A 23,224-nucleotide genomic window follows, 5' to 3' on the forward strand; every position below is an offset into this window, starting at 1 on the left:
TGATCCTCATGGGAGTACCTCGATGAGCACGGTCATCCTGCTGCGCCACGGCCGGTCCACCGCGAACGGCTCCGGCGTGCTGGCAGGCAGGACACCGAAGGTCGGCCTCGACGAGACGGGGCGCGCACAGGCGGAGGCGCTGGTCGAGCGGCTGGCCGGGATCCCAGTCGCCGAGGTCGTCGTGTCCCCGCTGCTGCGGTGCAAGCAGACCGTCGCGCCGTTGGTGGCCGCGCGCGGCCTCGCCAAGCACATCGAGCCGAGACTGTCCGAAGTGGACTACGGCGAGTGGACGAACCGCGAGCTGAAGTCGCTGGTCAAGGAGCCGCTGTGGCGGGTCGTGCAGGCGCACCCGTCGGCGGCGGTGTTCCCCGGCGGTGAGGGGCTCGCCGCGATGCAGGCGCGGGCGGTCGCGGCCGTCCGCGAGCACGACGCGCGGGTCACCGCGGCGCACGGCGACCACGCGGTGTGGGTGCTGTGCAGCCACGGTGACGTGCTGAAGGCGATCATCGCGGACGCGCTCGGGCAGCACCTCGACTCGTTCCAGCGCATCGTGGTGGACCCGGCCGCGGTCTCGGTCGTGCGGTACACCGAGACCAGGCCGTTCGTGCTCAGGGTGAACGACCACGGCGGCGATCTCGCGGGGATCGTGCCGCCGAAACCGCGCAGCGGCAAGAAGAAGGCGAGCTCCGACGCCGAGGTCGGTGGCACGACGGGCCTCCAGGGAAGGAAGGGCAGGAAATGACCGCAGCGGAGCAGCTTTCGCCGGACAACCCGTTCGCGGCGCCGAGCGATCTCCCGTACGGCCTGCCCCCGTTCGACCGCATCGCGGACGAGCACTTCGCACCCGCCTTCGACGCCGGGCTCACCGAGCAGGCGGCCGAGGTCGCGCAGATCGCCGAGAGCCAGGAAGCGCCCACCTTCGAAAACACGGTGGTCGCGCTCGAACGCTCCGGTGCGCTCCTGGCCAGGGTTTCGTCGGTCTTCTTCAACCTCACCTCGTCGGACACGAACCCTGTTCGGCAGCGGCTGCAGGCTTCCATCGCGCCACGGCTGGCCGCGCACCACGATGCGATCTACCTGAACCCGGAGCTCGCGGCCAGGGTCACCGCGGTGTTCGAAGCGCGCGACACGTTCGACCTCGACCCCGAATCGGCCTGGCTGCTGCAGCGCTACCACACCGATTTCCAGCGGGCGGGCGCGGAACTGCCGGACGACAAGCAGGCACGGCTCCGCGAGCTGAACGAGCGGCTTTCCTCGCTGAGCACGCGGTTCCAGGAGAACCTGCTCGCCGACAGCAACGATCTCGCGGTCGTCGTCGCGGATGCCGCCGAACTGGCCGGACTGTCCGAAGGGGAGATCAGGGCAGCGGCTGAGGCCGCGACCGCACGCGGCGAGGACGGCAAGTACGTGCTGAAGCTCGGCCTGCCGACCGGGCAGCCGGTGCTCGCCTCGCTGGAGGACCGGGCGCTGCGCGAGCGGGTCTACCGTGCCGCCACGAGCAGGGGCAACCGGGGGAACGAGCACGACAACAAGGCGGTGCTGGCGGAAATCGCGACGCTGCGCGCCGAGCGGGCCGCCGTGCTGGGCTACGAAAGCCATGCGTCGTACATCATCGCGGACGAAACCGCGCGGACGGCCGAAGCGGCCGTGGGGCTGCTGGAGCGGCTCGCGCCGGTCGCCGTCGCGAACGCGAAGGTGGAGGCGGACGAACTGCGCCACTACCTCGCCGCCGACGAGCCCGGCGCGGAGTTCGAGCCGTGGGACTGGGCCTTCTACGCGGAGCGGCTGCGGCGGGACCGGTTCGATCTCGACGAATCGGCGCTGCGCCCGTACTTCGAGCTGGACCGCGTGGTGGTCGACGGGATCTTCTACGCGGCGTCGCGGCTGTACGGGCTCACCTTCACCGAGCGGCACGACCTGCCGAAGTACCACCCCGGGATTCGGGTGTTCGAGGTCTTCGACGCGGACGGCGCCCCGCTGGGGATCTTCATCGGCGACTACTACACGCGCGATTCGAAGCGCGGCGGCGCGTGGATGAACAACTTCGTCGACCAGTCCGGCCTGTTCGGGTACCGGCCGGTGGTGGTGAACAACCTCAACATCGCGAAGCCGCCGGAGGGCGAGCCGACGCTGCTCAGCCTCGACGAGCTGCACGCCGCGTTCCACGAGTTCGGCCACGCGCTGCACGGCCTCCTTTCCGACGTGCGCTACCCGACGTTCTCCGGTGCCAACGTGGCGCGGGATTTCGTCGAATACCCGTCGCAGGTCAACGAAATGTGGATGTTCTGGCCGGAGGTGCTCGCGAACTACGCGAAGCACCACGAAACCGGGGAACCGCTGCCGCGGGCCGTGGTGGACAACCTGCTGGCCTCGCGGAAGTACGGCGAGGGCTACGCGACCACCGAATACCTCGCCGCATCGCTCCTGGACCAGGCGTGGCACGCGCTCGGCCCCGGCGAAACGGTTGCCGACGTGGCGAAGTTCGAAGCCACCGCGCTGGAAGAGGCGGGCGTGGCGCTCGATACCGTGCTGCCGCGCTACCGCAGCACCTACTTCGCGCACATCTTCAGCGGCGGCTACAGCGCCGGGTACTACTCCTACATCTGGAGCGAGGTGCTCGACGCCGACAGCGTCGAATGGTTCCGTGAAAACGGCGGGCTCACCAGGGAGAACGGCGACTACTTCCGCCGCGAACTGCTGGGCCGCGGCGGAAGCATCGACTCCATGACGGCGTTCCGCGCGTTCCGCGGCCGCGATCCGGAGATCGGCCCGCTGCTCAAGCGCCGCGGCCTCGAAGGATCCTGAGCGCCGCGGAACCGGTCGACCAGCGGCGCGGTCATGAGCCGTCCGAAGTAGACGATGCCGAGCGGCTACTCCGGTGCCTGGAAGCCGCCGATCTTCTGTTCGAGCAGTTCGGCCAGCCGCAGCGGGGTGCGGTCCTCGAACATGGGACCGATGAGCTGCGCGCCGACCGGCAGGCCCTCGGGGGACCTGCCGGTGGGTATGGCGGTAGCGGGCAGGCCGGGCATGGTGGCCAGGCCCGCCCAGACGAGCTGGTCGAGGTCCGGGTACTCGACGCCGTCGATCTCGATGCGCCGTTCCAGCAGATTGGGGCGGTGGTCGTGCGGGAACGCGGGAGTCGGCGTGATCGGGCACAGCACGGCGTCGAACTCGGCGAACAGCTGCCGCCAGCCGTGGCGGTGGACCTCGCGGCCGTTGTTCGCCTCGAGCCAGTCGTGGTGGCTGAACACCATGGCGCGCTGCCGTGTCGCGTCCAGGCTCTGGTCGTCCGCGCTCAGTGCGGCGGCGCGGGCCCGCAGCAGCTCGTACGATTCGATGGGAAAACGCGCGCGGGAGCCCGAAATCAGCAGCTGCATGTAGAGCGTTCCGGCCTCGGTCAGATCGGGCAGCAGCGGACTGTGCCGTTCGACGCGGGCGCCACTGTCGACGAGCGCGGCGGCCACCCGGTTCACCCCCGCCCGCACGGCGGACCCGGTCGGAATGAGCGGATGCTCTTCGAGGACCAAGACCCGGAAGTCGGACAGCCGCTCGTGGCGCGCGGGCGGAAGCGTCAAGTCGTACGCGACGCCGAGCGTCAGCGGGTCCGGTCCGGCCATGACGTCGAGCAGGAGCGTGAGGTCGCGGGCGGTGCGCGCCATGGGACCGACGACGGCGAGGTCGAGGTCGACGGGAAAGGCGGGCGCGTCCGGCGCGACCATGCCGCGGTTGGCTACCAGCCCGAGTGTCGGCTTGTGCGCGTAGACGCCGCAGAAGTGCGCGGGGGTGCGCAGCGAGCCGGCGATGTCGGAACCGATGGACAGCGCGCCGAACCCGCACGCCAGTGCCGCCGCCGACCCGCCGGAGGACCCGCCCGCCGTGCGACCGCGCTCCCACGGGTTGGTGGTGGTGCCGTAGACCTCGTTGAAGCTCTGGATGCCTTGCAGCCCTGACGGCACATTGGTCTTGCCGAGCACCACCGCGCCCGCGTCCTTGAGCCGCGCCACCTGTACCGCGTCCTCGGCAGGCAGGTAGTTCCGGTGCGCCGGCATACCCCAGGTCGTGGGCAGCCCGGCGATGTCGTACGACTCCTTGACCGTCACCGGAACACCGAGCAACGGCCGGTCCTCACCACGCGCGAGTGTCTGGTCCGCATCGTGTGCGGCGGCCCGTGCACGATCGAAGTCCGGCACGCAGATCGCGTTGACCACCTCGTCGTCGCGCTCGATACGGGCGATCGCCTCGTCGGTCAGTTCCACCGACGTCACCGCACCGGCGCGCAACGCGACAACAAGCTCTTCGGCTGACTTGAAGCTCCATTCCATGAATCCGAAGCTATCGGCCCGCCTGTTAAGCCACGAAATTCCGGTTCGCGCAACAGGGCAGCCGAACGGGCCATCTGAATTGGCGAACTCGCGCACTCGATTCGACTGTCTGCGCGGCCCGCCGCAGGTCAGGGCGTCGACAGTGGAGGAATTCCGCTCGCAAAGGCCATGAACTCCCGTTTCGCGCAACAGGATGGACGTCTCACTTTTCGTCATTTCCCACTGAGCGCGGATCAACGGTCACGGCAGTATTTTCGTGGTGAATCCGGCATCGACCAGTCGTGGGTAGCTGCTGAGCACTCCGTCTGGCACCTGCTGCGCGATGGCGAACCCCAGCCGGGATAGCGCCAGATCCGCTGATCGGAGCCGAGGCGCGGACGACTCGCGCGAGAACACGATGTTCTCCCCTGTGCTGGTAGCACGTGGTTCCACCACGATCGCCTCGTCGGGCCCAGCGCGATTGCCGCCGAACACGACCGGAGTGCGTGCAGGAGTTGTCGGTAGTCCCAAATCGCCTGAGCGCCGGACCACTGCTGTGGCGTGCTGGTCGCTGTGTTCACGGACGAGCGGCGGTGGCGGGCCGGGAAGTGCGGCCCGCCACCGAAAACCCGCTGGATCAGACCAGGCCGAGCTTCTTGACGGCGTCGCGCTCTTCGGCGAGCTCCTGGACGGAAGCGTCGATGCGCTGGCGCGAGAAGTCGTCGATCTCGAGGCCCTGCACGATTTCGTACTTGCCGTTCTTCGCGGTGACCGGGAACGAGGAGATCAGGCCCTCCGGCACGCCGTAGGAGCCGTCGGACACGACACCGGCCGAGGTCCAGTCGCCGTCCGCGGTGCCGTTGACCCAGGTGTGGACGTGGTCGATCGCGGCGGAGGCGGCGGACGCGGCCGAGGAGGCACCGCGCGCTTCGATGATGGCGGCGCCGCGCTTCGCGACGGTCGGGATGAACTCGTCGGCGATCCATGCCTGGTCGTTGACGGCCTCGGCCGCGTTCTTGCCCGCGACCTCGGCGTGGAAGATGCTCGGGTACTGGGTGGCGGAGTGGTTGCCCCAGATCGCCAGCTTCTTGATCTCGGAGACCGGCGCGCCGAGCTTCTTCGACAGCTGCGCGAGCGCGCGGTTGTGGTCGAGGCGGGTCATCGCGGTGAACCGGTCCGCCGGGACGTCGGGCGCGTGCGACTGGGCGATCAGCGCGTTGGTGTTGGCCGGGTTGCCGACCACGAGCACCTTGACGTCCTCCGCCGCACCCGCGTTGATGGCCTCACCCTGGGGCTTGAAGATGCCGCCGTTGGCCTCGAGCAGGTCGCCGCGCTCCATGCCCTTCGAGCGGGGACGCGCGCCCACGAGAAGCGCCACGTTGGTGCCCTCGAATGCCTGCTTCGCGTCGTCGAAGATGTCCGTGCCCGCGAGCAGCGGGAACGCGCCGTCTTCGAGCTCGAGCGCCGTGCCCTCGGCCGCCTTGACCGCCTGCGGGATCTCGAGGAGCCGCAGCCGCACCGGCGTGTTCTGGCCGAGGAGCTGACCGGAGGCGATGCGGAACAGCAGCGCGTACCCGATCTGGCCGGCCGCGCCGGTGACGGTGACGTTGACAGGGGCTTGGGTCATTGCGGTACTCCAGCTTGAGACGACTTTGGCTAGTACCGCGAGCCTAGTCCGTCTCCGGTCGCCGTACGGGTGCGCCCAGTCACTCCTGCTTGATCGATCCGGTGATCAGGGGCGTCAACCGCCCTCGTTCGCGACGTTCGTGGCGAGCCGGTGCAGCAGTTCGGCGAGCGTCGCGATTTCGCTCTCGCTAAGGCCTTTTCGCATGCGCTTGTCGTGCGTGATCGCGGCCGAGGCGAGCCGGTGGAACAGCGCTTCGCCGTCCTCGGTGAGTTCGACGAGATGGACGCGCCTGTTCTCCGGGTCGCGCCGCCGGGTGACGAGCCCGGCCGTCTCCATGCCGTTGAGGTGGTGGGTGAGCGTGGCGCCCTGGATCCCGACGGCGTCGGCGAGTTCGCGCTGGTTCGCCACGGGGCTCGTTTTGAGCGAGATCAAGATCTGCCAGACGGGCTGGGAGCCGCCCGCGGCCGCGAGGGCCTGGTCGAAGGCGCGGCTCGCCGTCTTGGCGGTGCGGGAGAGGACGACGCCGATGGGCGCGATGGCGGGTGCTGGCACGCGGAACACCGTACCGCAGAGATCGAGATATCTAAGCCTTTGACATCGAACGATTAGATATCTAATGTTTGTTGGGTCGCATCGCACCACGTCGAACGAAGGGAACATCGATGAGTACCGAAGAGCAGGTCCTCGAACTGGGTCGCCGCTGGGCGGCGGCCGAAGAACGGGGCGACACACCCGTGCTCGACGAGCTGACCACCGACGGCTTCCGGCTGGTCGGACCGCTCGGCTTCGTGCTGGACAAGTCGCAGTGGCTGGAGCGCTACCGCGGCGGCGCGCTCGTCACCGAGTCGCTGGCGTGGGAAGACGTCGAAGTGCGCGACCTCGGGCAGACCGCGATCGCGATCGGGGTGTACGCGCAAGTGGCGTCGCACCAAGGGAATCCCGCCAACGGCCGGTTCCGCGCCACGCACGTGCTGGTGCGCGAAGGGGACCGGTGGCGGCTGGCCGGGATCCACCTGAGCCCGATCGGCGGGCCCCCGCCGTTCGCGAACCAGGGCGGCGCGCGATGACGGTCGAACTGAACCACACCATCGTGTGTGTCTCCGACCGCGAGGCGTCGGCGGAGTTCCTGGCCGGGATCCTCGGCCTCGAAGTGGGTGCGGTCACCGGGCCCTTCGTGCCCATCCGGCTCGCGAACGGCGTGACGCTGGACTACCTCCGGGTCGACGAGGTCACCAGCCAGCACTACGCGTTCCTGGTCGGCGACGCCGAGTTCGACGCGGCGATGACCAGGATCGAGTCGGACGGCGTCCCCTTCTGGGCTGACCCGTTCCACGCCGAACCGGGTCAGCTCAACCACTTCCACGGCGGCAGGGGCGTCTACTTCGCCGATCCGGACGGCCACAACATGGAACTGCTCACCCGAGCCTGAGGAGAAGTCATGCGGTTGAGCATCGGGGTCACGGACTTCTCGTGGCCGGAAAACCTGGCCGGGGAACTGGTGTCGGTGGCCACGGCCGCGGAGGACGCGGGCCTGGACACCGTGTGGGTCGCCGACCACCTGCTGCAGGCCGATCCGCACAGCACGCGGGACTCGGCGATGCTGGAGGCGTACACGGCGCTGGGATTCCTCGCCGCCAGCACGAGCCGGATCGGCCTCGGCACCATGGTGTCCGCCGTGACGTTCCGGCCACCCGCGCTGCTCGTCAAGGCGGTGACGACGCTCGACGTCCTCTCCGGCGGGCGCGCGCGGTTCGGGATCGGTACCGGTCACCACGAAGGCGAAGCGCTGGCGATGGGCCTACCGTTCCCGCCGCTGGCCGAGCGTTTCGAACGGATGGAGGAGACCGTCCAGCTCGCACTGCGGATGTGGGCCGGGGACCAATCGGCGTTCGCGGGCAAGCACTACCGCCTCGATCGCCCGATCGGCGCGCCGCTGCCCGTGCGGCGCCCGCCGGTGCTGATCGGTGGCACGGGGGAGAAGAAGACGCTGCGGATGGTCGCGAAGTACGCGGACGCCTGCAACGTGTTCGACATCCCCGACGGCGGCAAGACGGTTCGGCACAAGCTTTCGGTGCTGGCCCGCCACTGCGAGGACGTCGGACGGCCGTACGCGGAAGTCGAGAAGACCATCAGCACCCGGCTCGCGCCGGGTGAGTCCGCGGCGGAGTTCGCCGGGCGGTGCGCGGAGTTCGCGGAATGGGGGATCGACCACACCGTGGTGATCTCGGCGGGCCCGTGGTCCGTGGCGGGAATCGAGACACTGGGGAAGACCGCGAGCCTGGTCGGCTGATCAGCGCACTGCGGATTGCCTCGGATGCCGCGAAGGGCCCCTTCTCGGCGTTGACGAACCAGGGTTATGCCCGGACTTCTTCAGAAGTTCAGCGCGCCGCGGATCCGGTGGCGTCGACGACGAAGACGCGGCCGAGGGCTATGAGCGCTTCGTCGAGATGGCTCAGGCTGGACAGGACCGCGCGGGTTTCGGCGTGCACGGTGCGGTCGGAGACCGGGGTGCCGTCGTCGCGGACGAGTGTGCCGGGCGTGGACCCGCCGGGCGCGGCGAGCGCGCGGCGGAGCACGTCGATGTTGGCGAGCAGCCTGCCGGTGAACAGGTGCAGCCGGTCGTCGTCGACCCCGGCGAGCTGCCCCGGCTGGGCCCTCGCGGCGACGTGGCGGGCGCGGAAGGCGATGGTGTCCAGCGTGGTGAGGACGTGCCAGCCGTAGTCGCGGCGCGCGGTGCGGAGGTTGATCGGGTGGGTGAGCGGCTCGACCGTCGTGCGAAGTTGCTCGACGTCGCGGTCGAGCTCGCGGCTCAGCTCGATGAGGTTGACGTTTTCGGTGCCTGCCAGCAGTTCCGTCGTCCGCTCCAGGAAGGTGCGGACGTCCTCGAGCGTCGTGTCGACGTCGTCGAGCATGACCGAGCGGGTGTGCACCGGCACGATCACGACGGCGGCCAGCACGCCGGCGGCGCCGCCGATCGCGGTCTCGGCGACCCGGATCCACAGCACCTCGATGCTGAACGTGCCGAGCAGGCTGTACAGCAGCCCGAGCATCGAGGTGATGAAGAACGCCATCACCACCTGGGAAACCCGCGACATGTAGACCATGCCGAACACGCAGACGAGAATCCCGGCGAGGGTGGCCGGGGTGTTGCCGGAGAAGACGAGCGCGAGCAGCATCCCGCCGAAGATGCCGATCAGCGTGCCGGCGAGGCGGCGCGCGCCCTTGACGAACGTCGCGCCGGCGGTGGACGACCCGATGAACACCACGAACACGGTCAGCACCGCCCAGTACCACCGCTGGTGCGAGATCAGCTCACCGCCGAACACCGCGAGCCCGCCGCCGACGACGGCTTGGATCGCGCTGCGGGTCTGGTTGTCGTAGGCGAAGACCTTGGTCTTCTCGTCCTCTTCCTCCGCCACCGGGTGGTCGACCTCGGCGGAGTAGTCGCGCTGCGCGATGCGTTGCGCGTTGACGTCCGCGAGGGCCAGCTCCGCGATCGCCTTGCGGAGCTCGTCGCCGGGCCTCGGCGTGTCGGCGAGGCGGCTGCCCTCGACCAGCATCTTGCTGAACTCGCCGGTCTCGCTGATCAGCGGCAGCTCGCGCGGGTCGCGCTCCATCAGCGCGCGGAACCGCCGCAGGCTGTCGATCAGCTCGTCGCGGGTGGCGGGGATCAGGGGCTCCGCGCAGGTCCGTGTCGTCGTGATCGCGAGCCACTGGACGGCGAGCTCGACCTCGATCGCCCGGCGCCGCAGCGCATCGGCGGCACGGTCTCCGATCACGTCGGTCGCCGCGTCCTCGATCAGCAGCACGACTTCGTGGAGGCGCTCGTTCGCCCGGCGCAGCTGCGCCTTCGTCCGGCCGGAGCCGTTGTTCGCGAGATAGCCTTCGGCCGCGCGGATGACAGCGGCCAGTCGCGCGCGGAAGGCGAGCCTGATCCGGTAGAACTCGCTTTCGGGCTTGTGGCGCAGCAGCACGAACCGGACGAGCGCGTTCGCGCCGAGCCCGACCACCAGCGCGAGCAGCAGTGACGGCACCTGCTTGAGATGGGTCTGCAGGAACATCGAGAAGAAGAACAGGAAGAAGGTGACCGAGCCGAGCGCGATGCCGCGCGGCCCGAACCGTTGCCCGTAGACCGCGACGAAGATGAGCAGCACGAACAGGATGCTGTCCAGCGGTGGCAGCGAGGTGCCGAGGCTCGCGACGGTGAGCGCGGCCGCGCCGGCCACGAGCACCAGCAGCAGCGTGACCGCCTGCTGAGCCGGTTCGGGGTCGTTGACGGTGAACGCCGAGACCATCGCGGAGATCGCGGCCACCAGGATGATCGTCATCGGCAGCCCGAGCGGCGCCAGCACGGCGACCGCGAGCACGATGCCCAGCACCGCCGAGAAGGCGAGGCGCAGCCGGACGAACCCGGGGTCCGAGGCGACGATCCGGTCGCGGGCGGAGTCCCACAGCCGTTTGATCAACGCGCACCGTCCGCGAGGAGCTCCCACTGGGCCAGCCCGAGCCGTCGCCCGGTCACCGCGAGCACGCGCAGGCGGTAGCGGCGGTACGGGCCTGCCTCGGTGATCGTGAAGGGCCGGGTCTGCCGTCGCCATCGGAACGTCTCGTCGTGGCGTTCGTCGAGTGCGTGCCAGGTCTTGCCGTCCGTGGAGCCTTCGAGGATCCAGGATCGCGGGTCGCCCGGCTTCGCGCCGGAGGTCAGCGTGTACATCAGCGCGGTGCGCGGTTCACCGTCCACTGCGAACACTGTGAACTCCACGAGCGGGGTGGCCGACCGGAACCGCACCTCGGTCCTGGTCGTGTCGTCGAAGAGCGCGGTGACGTCGGTGCCGTCCGCGGAGCGCCCGTGCCCGGTCAGATCGCGCAGCGGCCACCGGCGCTGCCCGGCGTCGGCGGTGTCCCCGCCGCGGCCCCAGGCCGTCGGGGTCGGCGACATCGCGAAGTCCAGCACGGCGCCCGCGCTGAGGGTGGCGTGCGAAATGGTGGTCGACCGGTGCGGTTTCCCGTTGACGCGCAGGTCCTCCACGTAGACCGATCCCGGGTTGTTGCCCCGCGCGGTGAGCACGATGTCGTTGCCGTTCTCCAGGTGCACGGTCGCCTTCTCGAACAGGGGCGACCCGATCGCGTAGTGCGGGCTGCCGACCGCTAGTGGGTAGAGCCCGAGCGCGCTGAACACGTACCACGCGGACATCTCGCCGTTGTCTTCGTCGCCGGGGTAGCCCTGGCCGATCTCGCTGCCGACGTAGCAGCGGGCGAGCACCTCCCTGATGACGGCCTGCGCCTTCGACGGCGCGCCCGCGTGGTTGTAGAGGTAGGGAATGTGGTGCGAAGGCTGGTTGGAATGGCCGTACTGCCCGAGCCGGACGTCGCACGCCTCGGTCATCTCGTGGATCACTCCGCCGTACGCACCGGGTGCCAGCCCCGTTTCGGGCGTTGCGAAGAACGTGTCCAAAACGGACTCCAGCTTCGCCGCGCCGCCGTGCAGGCTTGCCAGCCCGTCCCCGTCGTGCGGAGCCGAGAACGCGGTGTTCCACCCGTTGGTCTCGGTGTAGTCGCCACCCCACGGCACCGGGTCGTAGGTGGCGGGGGAGTGCCGCCAGTTCCCCTTCGCGTCGCGTCCCTGGAAGAACCCCACGCGGTCGTCGAAGTGGTTGACGTACTGGAGCGCGCGCTGCCGAAAGTAGGCCGCGTTGTCGCGGTACTCCGTCCGCCTTGGATCGTCGCGTGTGGACTGTTCGTACAGCGCCTGCGACAGGTTCGCGATGCCGAAGTCGTTGACGCAGCCCTCCAACGCCCATGACAGTCCTTCGTGGACGGACGTCGGGGTGAACCCGAGGAAGATCGACTCCGCGAGCCCGCGCCTGCCGACGCTCTTGCTCGGCGGCGTGACGGTCGCGTTCTTGAGCGCCGCGTCGTAGGCGGACTTCACGTCGAAGTTCTTGACGCCCTTGAGGTAGGCGTCGGCGAAGGCGACGTCGGAGCTGGTGCCGGTCATCAGGTTCGCGTAGCCGGGGGAGGACCAGCGCGCGATCCAGCCGCCCTCCCGGTACTGCTGCACGAACCCGTCGATCATCCTGCCAGCCATTCCGGGCGTCAGCAGGGCGTAGGCGGGCCAGGTGGTGCGGTAGGTGTCCCAGAACCCGTTGTTGACGTACAGCTCGCCGGGGAGCACCTTGGCCCCGGTCCGCCGCCGGGTGCTCGGCCACCGGCGCTTGACCACCGGGCTCGCGTGCCGGTGGCCGGTCCGCTCGCCGGTGAACTCGTGCGCCGAGTTCGGGTAGAGGAACAGGCGGTAGAGGCACGAGTAGAACGTGGTGAGCTGGTCCTCGGTCGCGCCTTCGACCTCGATCCTGCCCAGCACGTCCTGCCACGCGCGGCGCGCGTCGTCTCGAACGTGGTCGAACGAAGTGCCCTCGGGGATCTCCTGTTCGAGGTTCCGCTTCGCCTGGCCGACGCTGATCAGCGAGGTGGCGATCCGCATGGTGACCTCGCCCGAATCGAACGCGAGGTAGCCGCTCACCTTGCGCCAGAACGGTTTCCGCAGCCGTCCGCCGTCCAGCGCCGGCCGGTCGAACGTGCCGTAGACGTACATCCGCCGCGCGCCTGCCGACAACCTGCTGCGCACCCGCGTGTGCCCGGTGAAGGTGCCCGCCATCGGGTCGACGCGGAGGCGGCCGCGGTTCGAGGCGTTGTCGAACACGACCCAGCCGGGCAGGCTCGGGAAGGTGAACCGGACGATCGCGGCGTGGTCGGCGGGGGCGATCTCGGTCCGCACGCCGTTGCCGAAGCTCACCGCGTAGTGGTGCGCGAGATCGGTTTCGTCGTCGTGGCGGAACGAGAGCGCGCGCGCCTTGCGGTCCGCGGTCACTTCACCGACACCGGGCATGAAGTGGAACGTGTGCCGGTCGCCCATCCACGGGCTCGGCTGGTGGCTGAGGCCGAACGCTTCGAGCGCCGGGAGGTTCGCGTCGGTGTTGCGCCGGTGGTACTCGTAGAACCAGCTCGTCGAGGACGCGTCGGTGACCGGCGTCCAGAAGTTGAAGCCGTGCGGCACGGCGGTGGCGGGGAAGGTGTTGCCGCGCGAGAACTCCCCGCTCGACTGGGTGCCGCGGGTGGTGCGCACGTAGTCGACGGGCTCGCGCCCGTCCCGCGGGGCCCGCACGCCGATCCGGACGTCGTCGAGCCAGCCGACCGCCTCGCCGCCGGCGGCCGGGGCGTCCGTGGTGAGCACGATCGACCGGACCGCCCTGCCCGCCGCGACCGCGCCGAGATCGCAGCGCACGGCGTTCCACTGGTCCACGTACAGCGCCTTCGACGTGCCCTGCGCCAGCGCGGACATCCCGAACCCGTGCTGGTCCAGACCGCCGAGGCCGGACAGCGTGGTCCCGTCGTCGAACTCGACGTCCACCGCGACGAACGTGGCGCGGTAGCGGTGCTCTCCCGATTCGGGGAAGACCAGGTAGGACAGTTCGGTCAGCTCGGTGACCGGGACCGGCACCTCGAACAGGACGGTCCGGGTGAACCCGGTGACGGCGTAGCGCAGGGAACGGGTCCCGGTGAACCCCACCCCGGTCTTCGCGGTCGGTGACCGTTCCGGTCCGCTCCCGACCCGGATCCGCGTTCCCCCGGGTACGCGCGGCTGCGGATCACCGTCCTCGAAGGAGGAGAAGAACTGGTTTCCGATCACGGGACAACCGTAATCGGCGCCGGTGCCCACCGCTCGCACGGCCGGTGCGCACCGGCGCCACCCCCGGTCTGATCAGCGGAACTCGTCCACGTTGGCCTCGGCCCACTGCGCGTAGGTCCGCGCCGGGCGGCCCAGCATGCGCTCGATCGTCGGCGACGTGGGATGGGGGTGGTCGACCGCGTCGGCGAACCCGCCGACGAGCCATTCGGCCGTGTCCTCGTCGAGGCCCCATCGGGCGTACTGCGCCTTGGCCTCGGCGTGGGTCACCTCTTCGAACCGGATTTCCCGGCCCAGTACCGCGCCGATGGTCTTCACCTGGTCGAACTGGCTCATCGCGCCCGGGCCGGTGATCTCCAGCTTCTGCCCGGTGCAGCTCTCGTCTTCGATCGCCTTGGCCGCGACCGCCGCGATGTCCACGAGGTCGATCGGGTTGACCATCGCCGCACCGTAGGGCGCCCGCACGACGCTTTCGGCGCGGATCGAGTACGCCCAGCCGGTGGTGTTGATCATGAACGCGCCCGGTCGCACGAAGGTCCACTCGAACCCCGCGGCCTCCACCGCCTTCTCGACGGCGTGGTAACCGGGCCCGCTGGAGCCGGGGATCTGGGGGTCGTCATCGGCGTTGGAGCCGCTGAGCGCGACGACCCGCCGTACCCCTGCCGCCTTCGCGTGGCGGGTGAACTCCTCGACGGTAGCCGCGAGCGGGGCGAGGTAGACGGTGTCGACGCCCTCCAGCGCGGCCGGAAGGGTGTGCGGTTTGCCGAGGTAACCCTTCGCCACTTCCACGTCGTCGGGCAGCGCCGCGCGCTCCGGGTTCACGGTCAGCGCGCGCACCTTCGCGCCGGTCGCCACGAGTTCGTCGACGACCAGCCTGCCCACGCTGGCGGTCGCCCCGGTCACCAGGATCGTCATGCTCTCCCCTTTATCGTATGTCGTACGCCTAAATTCAATCGTACAGCATACGGGAATGTAGGATCGCCGCCGTGGCCATGGAACACAGCGGCGGGGGAGACCCCAACCGGACACTCGCCCTGCTCTGGCGCGATCGCGACGCCGAGCCGCCGGTACCCGCGCGCGGCCGCAAACCCCGGTTCACCATCGACGAGGTGGTCGCCGCCGCGGTGAAGCTCGCGGACGCCGAGGGGATGGCCGCGGCCTCGATGCACCGCGTCGCGAAGGAGCTGGGCGTCGGCACGATGACGCTCTACACCTACGTGCCGTCCAAAGAAGAGCTGATCGACCTCATGTTGGACGTCGTCCTGCGTGAGCGCGCGTTCCCGGGGCCAGGCGAGCCGCGGCCGGGCGACTGGCGCGACCAGGTGCGCCTCTACGCCGACCGCACGCGCGCGATGTACCGGCGCCATCCGTGGGTGCAGGAGGTGTCCATGATCCGGCCGAGCCTCGGGCCGGGGATGATGGCGGGCAACGAATACCTGCTGTCCACCATGGCGAACCTCGGGCTGAGCCCGCGCGATCTCGCCGCGGCCGCGAACGCGGTGGCCGGGCTCATCGAGTCCGCGGCGGGCGTGGAAGCAGGGCGCGCGCGGCTGGAACGGCTCACCGGCGAGACCGAGGACACCTGGTGGCAGCGGCGGTCCTCGTTCTGGGAACGCTACTTCGACGTCACCGAGCACCCTACGATCGTGCAGGTCTGGAACGACGGCGGCTACGACGCGACGGACCAGTCCTCGTGCGCCTTCTCCTTCGGGCTCGAACGCATCCTCGACGGCATCGCATCCATTGTGGACTGAGCACCGTCGCATAGCACGTCCTCTTCCGCGAACACGCTGGGACAATCGTCCGCAAAACGGACTGCACAGGCGAAAACGTAAGTACTTTCGTGCCCAAAATCGGCATCGCCGGTCAGGCAAATCGTTCGTGCGCGGTGCGCCGTCACGGGCACGTCAAGATTTCCGTGTCGGCATCGACGAGATCAATTCGACACGGAGGACGAATGCGCCACTGGGCGAGAGTGCTGCGGACCGCCATCGCCGCAGGGGCGGTCCTCACGATGACGAGCACGACATCGGCGGCCGCATCCCCGGCCGAACCGGACGGCACGTCGTGGTCGGTGACGCCGGTGGGTGGTGGCCACCAGGTCACCCTGCACCTTCCCCGGCAACTCGACACCCGCGACGCGGCACCGGAAATCGCCGTGAACGGCAGGTCGGTGGGTGTCGCGCAGGAATCGCCGGACCACCGGACGCTGACCGTCGTCACCGACGACCCCGCCGCCGCCCACCCGAGCACTGTGCGACTGGCGTGGAACGGCGAGACCTCCGGTGCCACGCCGCGAACCACCCAGCGCGGCGCGGCACCGGCGCCCGGCAAACCCACACCCGACCCGACGACCCCCGGCCGGTACCGGACCACCCGCGCCGACTACGACTTCGGTGACACCGCGCTGACGTTGTCGGGGCTGGGCGGCAAGGCCGTCGAGGAACGGGCCGCCGTGTGGATGCCGGTCGCGTCCGGCGAGCGACCTGTCGCGATCTTCCTGCACGGCCGTCATGAGGCCTGCTACGACGCGGCCGCCGGCACGGTCGACAACGACCACTGGCCGTGCGCCAGCGGGTTCGCCCCGGTTCCCAGCTACCGCGGCTACGACCGCGCTGCCGAGGCACTGGCCAGCCAGGGCTACGTCGTGGTGTCGATCAGCGCCGACGGCATCAACGTGTACGACAACCCGTCCCGCAACGACCTGGGTGCGTCCGCCCGCGGTCAACTCGTCCTCGATCACCTGGACCTGCTGGCCAAGGCGAACGCCGGCCGGGCACCCGGCGTGAGCCCGTCGCTGCGCGGCAAACTCGATCTGAACGACGTCGGCCTGATGGGGCACTCGCGCGGCGGCGAGGGTGTGGTGAAAGCGGCGCTGATGAACGCGGCACTGCCGCATCCGTACGGCATCAAGGCCGTGCTGCCGCTGGCACCGACCAACTTCACCAGGGAGGCGCTGCCGGACGTGCCGATGGCCGCGGTCCTGCCGTACTGCGACGGTGACGTGAGCGACGACGAGGGCCAGCACTACTACGACGACAGCCGCTACGCGGGCCGGGACAACGTCATGCGGGCGTCGCTGCTGGTGATGGGCGCGAATCACAACTTCTTCAACACGGAGTGGACACCAGGGTCATCGGCGGCACCGGCACAGGACGACTGGCAGGACGAGAAGGACCCGACGTGCGGCAGCGATTCGCCGACCACGATCCGCCTCACCGGTGCCCAGCAGAACCAGGTCGGCGCGTCCTACATCGCCGGTTTCTTCCGGCTGGTCCTCGGGCACGAGGACGCGTTCCTGCCGATGTTCTCCGGAAACAGCGGCAGCGCCGTCACGGTCGGGGCGGCCACGGTACTGCAGGAGAGCCAGTCGCCCGCGTCGGATCGGCTCGACGTGGCACCCCTCCAGGAGCAGGCGCGCAGCGTGCGGTTCTCCGGTTCGGCAACGGGTGCGTACTGCGCGAGCATGACGGGCCGATCGCCCCAGAGCGGCCTGCCCTCGTGCACGGAATCCCCTGATGCCGACAAGTTCCCGTCGTTGGCGCCGGCCATCTTCGCCGACAACGTGACGGCGACCCCGATGCTGCACCTGACGTGGACGGGCACCGGAACGATGACAGCCGACGTGCCGCGCCACGACGTGTCGCGGTACGCGGCGCTGACGATCCGGGCCGCGATCGATGACGCCAGCCCGTCCGCCGACCTGAAGCTCACGGTGGCCGACGGTGCGGGCCGGTCCCAGTCGACGACGCTGTCCGCGTTGTCCAGCGCGATGACCGCCCTTCCCGGCGCCAACGACAAGCTGCCCAAGACGTGGCTGGAATCGGTGCGCTGGCCGGTGTCGGATCTGACGCAGGTCGACACCCACGACATCCGGAGCGTGGCGCTGTCGACGGCAACGCCGAGCGGTGGGGTGTTCCTGTCCGATCTGGCGTTCCAGACAGCGGCGGTGGGCGCGGGCGGCCCGAGCCGGCTGCCGCGGGTGTCGGTCGAGGACACGACGGCCGACCCCGGCACGACCGCGACGGTCCGGCTCACGCTGTCCGAGGCGAGCCGGGTCCCGGTGGTGGCGAACGTGCAGGCACTGGCCGGTGCGCAGATCACCGGGACGGCGTGGCGCGTGGTGATCCCTCCGGGGCGCACCAGCGCCACGGTGGAGGTCCCGGTGGCCGCCGGACCGGTGAAACCGCCCGCGGCGGACAAGGCCTACCTGGTCTTCCTGGCCGCCACGGAGAACGCGGTGGTCGGCCAGGACTTCGCCCACATCACCGTGCACAACCAACCGGCCACCTGACCACCGCGCAGTCCGGCCGGTGCTCCGTACGGCAAATCGTGTGGTGCGTAGGGGATCGGCCGGACATCATGACGATCATGACCGTGGACATCGTCCCGCCCGCGCGGCTGGGGGAGACGGCACTGCCCGACGGACGGGTGCTCGGCTGGGCTGAATGGGGTCCGCACGAAGGGATGCCGGTGCTGCTGAGCCCCGGTGCCGCGACGAGCAGATGGCTGGGCTGCGGCGCCTTCGGCGGGCTCGGCGTGCGGCTCGTGTCCGTCGACCGTCCCGGTCTCGGTGCGTCCACGGCCGCGCCGGGGCGCACCTTCGCCGACTTCGCCGCGGACATCCGGGCGTTCGCGGCGAAGCGGGAGCTCGGGAACCCCGCGATGGTGGGCAATTCGCAGGGCGGGCCGTTCGCGCTCGCGTGCGCCGGAGCCGGGGTCGTTTCCGCGCTGGCGCTGGTTTCCTGCGCTGACGAGGTCGCGGCGCCGGAGTTCGACGGCCGGATTCCCGCCGAGCTGCGCGACATCGTGACGAAAGCGCGCGAGGACCCGGCAGGCGCCGTGGCCCTGTTCGCCGGGTTCGACGCGGACGCGATGTGGGACATGGTCATCGCGAACAGCCCGGACGTGGACCTCGCCGTTTACCGGGAGCCGTCGTTCGAGGCCGCGTACCGGCGGGCGCTCGCCGAGGCGTTCCAGCAGGGATCGGCGGGCTACGCGCGGGACACGCTGCTCGCGATGAGCCGCTGGCCGTTCCGGCTCGACGGCATCGCCGTGCCGGTCGACGTCTGGTACGGCGAAAAGGATGTGAGCCACTCACCGGACAACGGCGAGTGGCTCACATCCCGGATTCCCGGGGCCCACCGGCACCTCGTACCGGATGCCGGTGGCTCCCTGCTGTGGACGCACGCGGAGGCGATCCTGCGCCGCCTGCTATCTCACATCGAGCGGCACTGACCCGCCACCGGCCCGCGAACGGCGTTGGCGAGGTCGTGGTCCGTCGGCGGCGGCTGGTTCCCGGCACAGGCCAGCGGGCCCTGGACCGTGCTGGCTGTGAGCAGCGGCCCCTTGTTCCCGGTCAGGGTCACCGGCCCCGCGATGCTCGCCCGCTCGATCCAGACCTTGTCCGCACCCGTGATCGCGACCGGGCCGGACACCGCGGTTCCGTTCAGCAGCACCGAATTCGCGCCGCTCGCGGTGACCGGGCCGGTGATCGTGCCACCGGTCGCGATCAGGCTCGCGCCGCGGGCGACGGTCACCGGGCCGCGCACGGTTGCACCGGAAAGGCACACCGTCCCGCTGCTGACGGTCAGCGGCCCGCTCTGGGTACCGGTGACCGTTTTCGAGCAGGTGGCGTCCGGCTGGCCGAGCAGTTCGAACTCGCTCAGCGCGACCGGGCCGCCCGATCCCGCGGTGACCTCCAGCCGGTAGTAGGCGTAGTGCGCCGGGTTGGCGACCTTGAACGCCTTGGTCTGCTGGCGCCAGGCGAAGCTCTGGTCGGTCCGCTGATCCGCGACCGCCCAGTTCTTCCCGTCGTAGGACCCCTTGAGCACCCAGCTCTTCGGTTCGCCCGCACCCTTCGGGGAGGTGAGCGTGTAGTGCGTCGCCACCTCCGCGGACGAACCGAGCTGGTACTGGACACCGGGGTTCGGGCTCGCGAACCTGGCTTCCGTCATCGACGTGTTGTCGAAGACCGGGTTCACGTCCGTGCCGTCGGTGCTGCTCGCCGTGCCCTTCCCCGGCCCGGTGAGATCGTGCAGCGGGGTCGGCACCGCGTCGCCCGTCGTCAGCGACTTCGGCGCGTCACCGGCGCCGGTGCCCCAGTTCGACGGGGTCGCGCCGAGGTCGAAGTCGAGCGTGCCCCCCTTGGCGATCAGGTCGTGCGGCAACGACGTCGACGAGTACGCCTTGCCGTTGACCTTCACCCCCTGCACGTACACGTTCTTCGCGCTGTTCTTCGGCGCGTTGACCACCAGGTCCTTGCCGCCGCCAAGGTGCACGGTCGCCTTCTTGAACAGCGGCGAGCCGATCGCGTAGTCCGGGCTGCCCATCTGCAGCGGGTAGAAGCCGAGCGCGCCGAAGACGTACCAGGCCGACATCTCGCCGTTGTCCTCGTCGCCGGCGTAGCCCTGACCCAGTTCACTGCCGACGTAGAGCCGCGAGAGCGCTTCGCGGACCTTCGCCTGGGTCTTCGACGGCTGCCCCGCGTAGTCGTACATGTAGAGCAGGTGGTGCGAGGGCTGGTTGGAATGGCCGTACTGGCCCATCCGCACGTCCCGCGCTTCCCGCATCTCGTGGATCGTGCCGCCGTAGGAGCCGGGGAAGTTCGCCGTCTCCGGCGTGGCGAAGAACGTGTCGAGCTTCTTCGCCAGCCCGTCCTTGCCGCCGTACAGGTTGGCGAGCCCCTGCCCGTCCTGCGGCACGGTGAACGCCATGTTCCAGCCGTCGGTCTCGGTGTAGTCGCCGCCCCACACGCGCGGGTCGTACTGACCGGGCGGCAGGCGGAACTTGCCGTCGGGCGTCTTGCCCTGGAAGAACCCGACGCTCGGATCGAACAGGTTCACGTAGTTCTGCGCGCGGTTGCGGAAGTACTCGTAGTTCTCCTCGTACTCCGCCTTCTTCGGATCGTTCGGCGCGGCTTCGTCGGCGAGCTTCTTCGACATGTTCGCGATGCCGAAGTCGTTCACGTAGCCCTCGATCGCCCACGACATGCCCTCACCGGTGGCGGTCGAGGTGTAGCCGTTGAAGATCGGCGTGTCGAGACCCTTGCGGCCGATGTCCTGGTTCGGCGGCGTGACGGTCGCGTTCTTGAGCGCCGCGTCGTAGGCGGACTTCACGTCGAAACCCTTGACGCCCTTGAGGTAGGCGTCGGCGAAGGCGACGTCGGAGCTGGTGCCGGTCATCAGGTTCGCGTAGCCGGGGGAGGACCAGCGCGCGATCCAGCCGCCGTCGCGGTACTGCTGCACGAACCCGTCGACCATCTTCCCCGCCATCTCCGGGCTCAGGAGCGAGTAGGCGGGCCAGGTGGTGCGGTAGGTGTCCCAGAACCCGTTGTTGACGTAGACCTGGCCGTCGACGAGCTTCGATCCGGTCTGCGCCGGGGTGTCCTGGCCCGTCTTCGGCGAGACCGGGCTGGCGTAGCGCCACTTCGGCCGCGCGGCGGTGCCGACGTTCTCCGAGCCCGAGTTCGGGTAGAGGAAGAGCCGGTAGAGGTTCGAATAGAGCGTGGTGAGCTGGTCCTGGGTGGCGCCCTCGACCTCGATCACGCCGAGTGCCTTGTCCCATGCGGCCCGCGCCGCGTCCCGAACCGCGTCAAACGAAGTGTTCGGCGCGATTTCCAGCGCGAGGTTCTTCTTCGCCTGCTCGACGCTGACCAGTGACGTCGCGATCCGCATGGTCACCGTGTCGGAGCCGTCGAACTTGAGGTACCCGCGGACGTTGTCCCTGCCCTCGCCGGGCAGCTTCGCGCCGCTCACCGGCTTCCGGTCGAACGTCGCGTAGACGAACATCCGCCCAGCGCCCGCGGAAAGCCCGCTCTTCGCGTCGGTGAACCCGGTGAGCGTGCCCGCCGCCGGGTCCAGCGTCAGACCACCCAGATTGTTCACGTTGTCGAAAATCAAGTTCTTGGCTGTTGTTCCGCCGCCGGGGAAGGTGAACCGGAACATCGCGGCGTGATCGGACGGCGCGATCTCGGTCCTGATCCCGTTGTCGAGCTGGACGCCGTAGTAGTGCGCCTTCGCGGTTTCGTTGTCGTGGGAGAAGGAAAGCTGCCGTGCCGCCCGGTTCGCGTCGGGCACCCCGGCGGCGAGCGACGGCATCACCTGGAAGCTCTGCCGGTCGCCCATCCACGGGCTCGGTTCGTGGCTGAGCCCGAACGCCTGCAGCGTCGGCTTGTTCTCGGTGTTGTTGCCGGAATGGTAGTTGTAGAGCCAGCTCGCCGAACCCGCGTCGGTCACCGGCGTCCAGAAGTTGAACCCGTGCGGTACCGCGGTGGCCGGGAAGTTGTTGCCCCGCGAGAAGGTGCTGTTCGCCAGCGTGCCGCGGGTGGTGCGCACGTGGTCGGACAGGTGCGCGGTCGGCGCCGCCGGTGCCGCGGCGGCGATCTTGACGTCGTCCACCCAGCCCTGGAAGAAGCCGGGGCCGCTGGGATTGTCGTAGCCGAGCAGGATCCGGTCGATCGTCTTACCAGCGGCCACCGTGCCGATCCCGGACCGGATCAGGTTCCACTGGTTGGCGTACAAGGCTTTTCCGGCACCCTGGCCCTGCGGCGACAGCTCGAAGCCGTACTGGTCGGTGGCCTTAAGCCCGCTCAGGTACGTGCCGTCGGTGAACGCGAGGTCGATCGCGGCGTTCGTGCTCGGGTACTTGAGATCGTCCTTCATGAACTCGGGGAAGATCTTGTACGACAGCTCGGTGTCCCCGGCGACCGGGATGTCGACGTCGAAGACCTTGTTGTACGAGTACCCGTGCCCGGTGCCCGGCTGCGAACCCGAGTAGTGGAAGGCGCGCTTGCCGGTGAATCCCACCCGGGGCTTGTTCGTGTACCCGGCGGTGGGGCCGCTGTCGGCGTAGGTGCGCATGTTCGGCAGCGGCGGCGGGGCCGGGTCGTCGTTGGCGAGCAGCAGTTCGGAAAGCTGGAGCAGCGAGTCGCCGTGGTTCGCGGTGACGTCTAGCCGGTAGTAGCGGTAGCTGGCCGGCTTCGGGAGCTTGAACTCCTTGGTCTGGAAGCGTTTGGCGAAGTTCTGCCCGGTCTGCTTGTCCAGCGGGGTCCAGGTGCTGCCGTCGGCGGAGCCCTGCAGCGTCCAGTCCTTCGGGTCGCGCTGGTCGTAGTCGTTGGCCGAGGTCAGCGCGTAGTGCGTGAGCGAGACCGGCTCGGCGAAGGCGAACCGGGCCCACCCGGTCTGGGCCCTCGCCAGCCACTTGGTGTCCGTCGAACCGTCGACGAGGTTCGCGACGACTTCGCCGCCCTCGGTGTTCTCGTTGCTCGCGCTCGACTCGGTGATCTTGCTCCGGACGTCGCCGGGGATGGTGGTGCCGTTCGTGCCGTCGACACCGGAGGAGCGGGGTTTGCCGGACGGGTCGGTGTCGACGGTGTCCGACCAGGTCGGCTGCGGGTCGCCGGTTTCGAACGACGACGAGAAGCTTCCGCCTTCCGGTGCGGCGACGGCGGGCGTGACGGTCATCCCCGCCGCGAGGACCACGGAACTGACAACGACGGACAGGATCTTGCCGGCCGGTGGCCGGGCGCTTCGGGGCATCGTCGCTCCAAGGGGCCGAGGGGACCGCGTTTCCCGCACCGCCGAGCGGCGCCACGGAAGCCAAACCCGC

15 protein-coding genes are annotated in these 23,224 nt (G+C 69.5%); 8 read left to right on the forward strand and 7 right to left on the reverse strand.

From position 1 onward, the window contains the following. The first annotated feature begins 22 nt into the window (after nt 1–22). A complete protein-coding gene (locus tag ABD256_RS00740; RefSeq protein WP_344412182.1) occupies nt 23–742 on the forward strand; it encodes a histidine phosphatase family protein in 720 nt (239 codons plus the stop codon). Then, the gene (locus tag ABD256_RS00745; RefSeq protein WP_344412184.1) at nt 739–2,805 is read left to right on the forward strand and encodes a M3 family metallopeptidase; all 2,067 of its coding nucleotides are present in this window, start codon (nt 739–741) and stop codon (nt 2,803–2,805) included. The genes ABD256_RS00740 and ABD256_RS00745 overlap by 4 nt, the downstream gene beginning before the upstream one ends. Before the next feature lie 65 nt (nt 2,806–2,870). Here the strand turns inward: ABD256_RS00745 and ABD256_RS00750 are convergent, their stop codons facing one another. The 3 genes from ABD256_RS00750 to ABD256_RS00760 form a co-directional block, all read right to left on the reverse strand. Continuing rightward, nucleotides 2,871–4,322, reverse strand: a complete 1,452-nt coding sequence (locus tag ABD256_RS00750) for an amidase (protein ID WP_344412186.1) — start codon at nt 4,320–4,322, stop codon at nt 2,871–2,873. 616 nt (nt 4,323–4,938) lie between these two features. Beyond that, nucleotides 4,939–5,928, reverse strand: a complete 990-nt coding sequence (locus ABD256_RS00755) for a malate dehydrogenase (RefSeq protein WP_344412188.1) — start codon at nt 5,926–5,928, stop codon at nt 4,939–4,941. A gap of 114 nt (nt 5,929–6,042) precedes the next feature. Next, nucleotides 6,043–6,480, reverse strand: a complete 438-nt coding sequence (locus tag ABD256_RS00760; RefSeq protein ID WP_344412190.1) for a MarR family winged helix-turn-helix transcriptional regulator — start codon at nt 6,478–6,480, stop codon at nt 6,043–6,045. Between the two features lie 110 nt (nt 6,481–6,590). Between ABD256_RS00760 and ABD256_RS00765 the strand changes: the two genes are divergently transcribed. From ABD256_RS00765 to ABD256_RS00775, 3 genes are read left to right on the forward strand one after another with little or no spacing between them, the layout of a single operon-like run. Continuing rightward, complete coding sequence (locus ABD256_RS00765) at nt 6,591–6,995, forward strand: nuclear transport factor 2 family protein (RefSeq protein ID WP_344412192.1); 405 nt, start codon at nt 6,591–6,593, stop codon at nt 6,993–6,995. Next, entirely contained in the window at nt 6,992–7,357 is a 366-nt protein-coding gene (locus ABD256_RS00770) for a VOC family protein (protein WP_344412194.1), read from the forward strand. Before ABD256_RS00765 ends, ABD256_RS00770 begins: the two co-directional genes overlap by 4 nt. Before the next feature lie 9 nt (nt 7,358–7,366). Beyond that, nucleotides 7,367–8,218 carry an LLM class F420-dependent oxidoreductase gene (locus ABD256_RS00775; protein ID WP_344412196.1) on the forward strand — a complete coding sequence of 284 codons (852 nt, stop codon included), beginning with the start codon at nt 7,367–7,369 and terminating at the stop codon, nt 8,216–8,218. Nucleotides 8,219–8,306: 88 nt separating this feature from the next. Here the strand turns inward: ABD256_RS00775 and ABD256_RS00780 are convergent, their stop codons facing one another. The 3 genes from ABD256_RS00780 to ABD256_RS00790 all read right to left on the reverse strand — a co-directional run bounded on the left by ABD256_RS00780 (nt 8,307) and on the right by ABD256_RS00790 (nt 14,530). Further along, the gene (locus ABD256_RS00780; protein WP_344412198.1) at nt 8,307–10,394 is read right to left on the reverse strand and encodes an FUSC family protein; all 2,088 of its coding nucleotides are present in this window, start codon (nt 10,392–10,394) and stop codon (nt 8,307–8,309) included. Continuing rightward, on the reverse strand, nt 10,391–13,618 hold the full coding sequence (locus ABD256_RS00785; protein ID WP_344412200.1) for a GH92 family glycosyl hydrolase: 3,228 nt from the start codon (nt 13,616–13,618) through the stop codon (nt 10,391–10,393). The genes ABD256_RS00780 and ABD256_RS00785 overlap by 4 nt, the downstream gene beginning before the upstream one ends. Nucleotides 13,619–13,690: 72 nt before the next feature. Further along, complete coding sequence (locus ABD256_RS00790) at nt 13,691–14,530, reverse strand: NAD(P)H-binding protein (protein WP_344412202.1); 840 nt, start codon at nt 14,528–14,530, stop codon at nt 13,691–13,693. A gap of 77 nt (nt 14,531–14,607) precedes the next feature. Here ABD256_RS00790 and ABD256_RS00795 point away from each other — a divergent pair, with 77 nt between their 5' ends. The 3 genes from ABD256_RS00795 (at nt 14,608) to ABD256_RS00805 (ending at nt 18,853) form a co-directional block, all read left to right on the forward strand. Beyond that, nucleotides 14,608–15,369 (forward strand): TetR/AcrR family transcriptional regulator, encoded by a 762-nt coding sequence (locus ABD256_RS00795; protein WP_344412650.1) that lies wholly within the window; start codon nt 14,608–14,610, stop codon nt 15,367–15,369. Between the two features lie 260 nt (nt 15,370–15,629). Continuing rightward, complete coding sequence (locus tag ABD256_RS00800; protein WP_344412204.1) at nt 15,630–17,909, forward strand: poly(ethylene terephthalate) hydrolase family protein; 2,280 nt, start codon at nt 15,630–15,632, stop codon at nt 17,907–17,909. A 77-nt stretch (nt 17,910–17,986) separates the two neighbouring features. After that, on the forward strand, nt 17,987–18,853 hold the full coding sequence (locus ABD256_RS00805) for an alpha/beta fold hydrolase (RefSeq protein WP_344412207.1): 867 nt from the start codon (nt 17,987–17,989) through the stop codon (nt 18,851–18,853). Here the strand turns inward: ABD256_RS00805 and ABD256_RS00810 are convergent. Continuing rightward, nucleotides 18,835–23,154 (reverse strand): GH92 family glycosyl hydrolase, encoded by a 4,320-nt coding sequence (locus ABD256_RS00810; protein WP_344412209.1) that lies wholly within the window; start codon nt 23,152–23,154, stop codon nt 18,835–18,837. The two genes, ABD256_RS00805 and ABD256_RS00810, sit on opposite strands and share 19 nt — an antisense overlap. Nucleotides 23,155–23,224: the final 70 nt, after the last annotated feature.

Origin of the sequence: Amycolatopsis minnesotensis (assembly GCF_039529815.1) — a bacterium.
Lineage (GTDB): Bacteria > Actinomycetota > Actinomycetes > Mycobacteriales > Pseudonocardiaceae > Amycolatopsis > Amycolatopsis minnesotensis.

Excerpts from the sequence above, each read along its gene's own strand:
- ABD256_RS00740 (WP_344412182.1), top strand. The coding sequence starts at position 23 with ATGAGCACGGTCATCCTGCTGCGCCACGGCCGGTCCACCGCGAACGGC.
- ABD256_RS00745 (WP_344412184.1), top strand. The coding sequence starts at position 739 with ATGACCGCAGCGGAGCAGCTTTCGCCGGACAACCCGTTCGCGGCGCCG.
- ABD256_RS00750 (WP_344412186.1), bottom strand. The coding sequence starts at position 4,322 with ATGGAATGGAGCTTCAAGTCAGCCGAAGAGCTTGTTGTCGCGTTGCGC.
- ABD256_RS00755 (WP_344412188.1), bottom strand. The coding sequence starts at position 5,928 with ATGACCCAAGCCCCTGTCAACGTCACCGTCACCGGCGCGGCCGGCCAG.
- ABD256_RS00765 (WP_344412192.1), top strand. The coding sequence starts at position 6,591 with ATGAGTACCGAAGAGCAGGTCCTCGAACTGGGTCGCCGCTGGGCGGCG.
- ABD256_RS00770 (WP_344412194.1), top strand. The coding sequence starts at position 6,992 with ATGACGGTCGAACTGAACCACACCATCGTGTGTGTCTCCGACCGCGAG.
- ABD256_RS00775 (WP_344412196.1), top strand. The coding sequence starts at position 7,367 with ATGCGGTTGAGCATCGGGGTCACGGACTTCTCGTGGCCGGAAAACCTG.
- ABD256_RS00790 (WP_344412202.1), bottom strand. The coding sequence starts at position 14,530 with ATGACGATCCTGGTGACCGGGGCGACCGCCAGCGTGGGCAGGCTGGTC.
- ABD256_RS00795 (WP_344412650.1), top strand. The coding sequence starts at position 14,608 with ATGGAACACAGCGGCGGGGGAGACCCCAACCGGACACTCGCCCTGCTC.
- ABD256_RS00800 (WP_344412204.1), top strand. The coding sequence starts at position 15,630 with ATGACGAGCACGACATCGGCGGCCGCATCCCCGGCCGAACCGGACGGC.
- ABD256_RS00805 (WP_344412207.1), top strand. The coding sequence starts at position 17,987 with ATGACCGTGGACATCGTCCCGCCCGCGCGGCTGGGGGAGACGGCACTG.
- ABD256_RS00810 (WP_344412209.1), bottom strand. The coding sequence starts at position 23,154 with ATGCCCCGAAGCGCCCGGCCACCGGCCGGCAAGATCCTGTCCGTCGTT.